Here is a 3,020-nt window from a genome sequence, read left to right as displayed (position 1 = left end):
TTCTATTTTACACGTAAAAATAATAATTGTCAAGAAAAAATGCGGTTTAATTTTTATTTTTTCTTCCATTTATACAAGAGTTTAAAGCACTCAGATAGAAGAAACTGAAGGGGTTCGTTTTTTATTTTTCAAGTAAGCTGAGCGCTTCAGCATCTGCAATAATCGTCACATCAGGGTGATTTTGGAGGCTACTTGCTGGTAGGTTCTCGGTCACTGGACCAGACACGGTGCCGGCAATGGCTTCTGCTTTTGATTCGCCGTAAGCAAAGAGAATAATTGACTTGGCATCCAAGATGTTTTTAATTCCCATTGAAATGGCTTGGGTTGGAACATCTTCAATCTTGTCAAAGAAGCGAGCATTGGCTTCGATAGTAGACTGATCAAGCTCTACTAGATGTGTTTGACTGTCAAATGGAGTACCAGGCTCATTAAATCCGATATGTCCATTACGACCGATTCCCAAGATTTGCAGATCAACTGGATGGTCAGCCAAAATTTGATTGTAGCGTTCAACTTCAGCTTCAGCATGATCCTTAACCCCACGAGGCAAGAAACTTTCTTTAAATGGTTTTTGGTTGAACAAGTTTTCTTGCATGAAGTGGCGGTAAGACTGAGGATTGTCGCCATCAAGACCTACATATTCATCAAGGTTGACACTGGTTAGATTTGAAAAATCAAGGTCACTTTCAACGATTTCTTTGTAAAATTCAAGCGGGCTACTTCCTGTCGCAAGTCCTAGGGTTTGAGCTCCGTTGGCCAATTTTTCCTTCAAAATCTCAAAAGCAACTTTTCCACCTTCAACTTGGTTTTCAACTTTAATAACTTTCATCTTTTCATCCTCCGTTTAGTCTATATTTATTATATGGTATAGACCAATTTTTGTCAAGTGAAAACGATTTAATTTCTAAAAAAAGAGCGCCCACACTTGAAACATGTTATAATGGATAGGATTAGAACTTAGAAAGAATGATGAATAAAATGAATACAGCTGATTTTGATTTCCACTTACCTGAGGAATTGATTGCCCAAACACCCCTTGAAAAACGAGATGCCTCTAAACTCCTCATCGTCAACCGTGAGACGGGAGAAATGCAGGATAAACACTTCCACTCTATTATTGACATGCTGGAACCTGGTGATGCCCTTGTCATGAACGACACCCGCGTTCTCCCTGCTCGCCTCTATGGTCAAAAAGAGGAGACAGGAGGCCATGTGGAACTTCTCCTGCTAAAAAATACTGCTGGAGATGAGTGGGAAGTTCTGGCTAAACCTGCTAAACGCCTCAAGGTTGGCACTCGTGTTAACTTTGGTGATGGTCGCCTCAGCGCTGTCGTGACGGAAGAATTGACCCACGGGGGCCGTATTGTTCGCTTTGAATACCAAGGAATTTTCCTAGAAGTCTTGGAAAGCCTGGGTGAAATGCCTCTGCCACCTTATATCCACGAAAAACTGGATGACCGTGAACGTTATCAAACCGTCTACGCCAAGGAAAGTGGCTCTGCTGCTGCACCGACTGCTGGACTACACTTCACCAAAGAACTGCTGGCAGAAATCCAAGCCAAAGGAGTCCATCTGGTCTATTTGACTCTCCATGTCGGACTCGGAACCTTTAGACCCGTTTCTGTGGACAATCTAGACGAACACGAAATGCACTCAGAATTCTACCAGCTTTCTGAGGAAGCAGCTGCCACTCTTCGCTCTGTTAAGGAAAATGGTGGTCGCGTCATCGCTGTTGGAACCACTTCTATCCGCACATTGGAGACTATTGGTTCCAAGTTTGATGGGCAAATCAAGGCAGATTCTGGCTGGACCAATATCTTTATCAAACCAGGCTACCAATGGAAGGTTGTGGATGCCTTCTCAACCAACTTCCACCTGCCAAAATCAACTCTGGTCATGTTGGTTTCTGCCTTTGCAGGCCGTGAATTAGTCTTAGACGCTTACCGCCATGCCATCCAAGAACACTACCGCTTCTTTAGTTTTGGCGATGCCATGTTTATCTATTAATTTACATAATCAAAAAACGCATATTATCAGGTATTATAAAAACTTGATAGTATGCGTTTTGTTATGGATAAAAATTGAGTTAATTTTTTCTCAAGCTCGAATCTTTCAAACTCTGGACACTGGCATTGATCACCGCACCGACAATCAAAATCTTAGCGATGAGAATAAACCAGAACATCATGACCACAACGATGATGGAACTGAAGAAACGGACGTCCACGAGGTGATTAACATAGTTGTTGACATAGACTGAAAAAATATTGAGCAGTAAGACCAGAGTCAACAAGACAAAAGTGCTACCTGGTAATACATGTCGAATTCGTCGCACCTTAACATTAGGCAGGAAATAGTAAAGCATAACCAAGATAGCGAAAATCAAGGCATAGACCAAGGGGCCTGTTAGATCTTGCAGGTAATCAAAGAGAGGACTATCTGATTTCCAGTAGCTTTTGATAAGGTTGAGGAGCATACGGCCAAAAACACTCAGAAAGAGAGCCAAGGCAAAGAGAATCTGCAAGCCAAAACTGACAAACAAACTCATGAGTTGATGAGAAATCATCCCACGATTTTTTGCTACTCCGTAAGCTTTATTAAAGGCTTTCTGTAGGAAATTCATGGATTTTGAAAAGGTCCAGAGGGCTGACAAAACCGCAAAACTCAATAAACCCGTTGACGGTTGGGTCAGCACTTCTGTAATAATCTTTGCGACCACATCATACATGGTATCGGGCAAGAATTCATTAACGACCTTTAAAAAATTGGAAACTGGAATCTGAAAATAAGGGAGGATATTGACCACCACCAAAAGAAGGGGAAAAATCGAAATCAACCAATAGTAGGCTACGGCGACACTGGTCAACTCACTATCTGATGCTTGATAATAATGCAAAAAAGCTTTTACTAAAGGCTTGTCTATCAGCTCTTTCCACCACTTTTTCATATCACACTCCTTCACTTACAATCTTATACTCAATGAAAATCAAAGAGCAAACTAGGAAGCTAGCCGCAGGTTG

At 41.6% G+C, this 3,020-nt stretch carries 3 protein-coding genes; 1 reads left to right on the top strand and 2 read right to left on the bottom strand.

Annotation, left to right across the window (positions count from 1 at the left end; genetic code table 11):
• Nucleotides 1-121 precede the first annotated feature (121 nt).
• The gene (locus QZ359_RS07510) at nucleotides 122-829 is read right to left on the bottom strand and encodes a glucosamine-6-phosphate deaminase (protein ID WP_261074533.1); all 708 of its coding nucleotides are present in this window, start codon (nucleotides 827-829) and stop codon (nucleotides 122-124) included.
• A gap of 149 nt (nucleotides 830-978) precedes the next feature.
• On the opposite strand from QZ359_RS07510, the gene queA reads away from it, so the two are divergent.
• Nucleotides 979-2,007, top strand: a complete 1,029-nt coding sequence (gene queA / locus QZ359_RS07505) for a tRNA preQ1(34) S-adenosylmethionine ribosyltransferase-isomerase QueA (RefSeq protein WP_293965188.1) — start codon at nucleotides 979-981, stop codon at nucleotides 2,005-2,007.
• 79 nt (nucleotides 2,008-2,086) lie between these two features.
• On the opposite strand, the gene QZ359_RS07500 is transcribed toward queA, so the two are convergent.
• Nucleotides 2,087-2,947 (bottom strand): YihY/virulence factor BrkB family protein, encoded by an 861-nt coding sequence (locus QZ359_RS07500; protein ID WP_293965184.1) that lies wholly within the window; start codon nucleotides 2,945-2,947, stop codon nucleotides 2,087-2,089.
• Nucleotides 2,948-3,020 lie beyond the last annotated feature (73 nt).

This window comes from Streptococcus sp. (assembly GCF_019414905.1).
GTDB lineage: Bacteria > Bacillota > Bacilli > Lactobacillales > Streptococcaceae > Streptococcus.
This window is presented reverse-complemented; position numbering and strand designations above follow the sequence as displayed.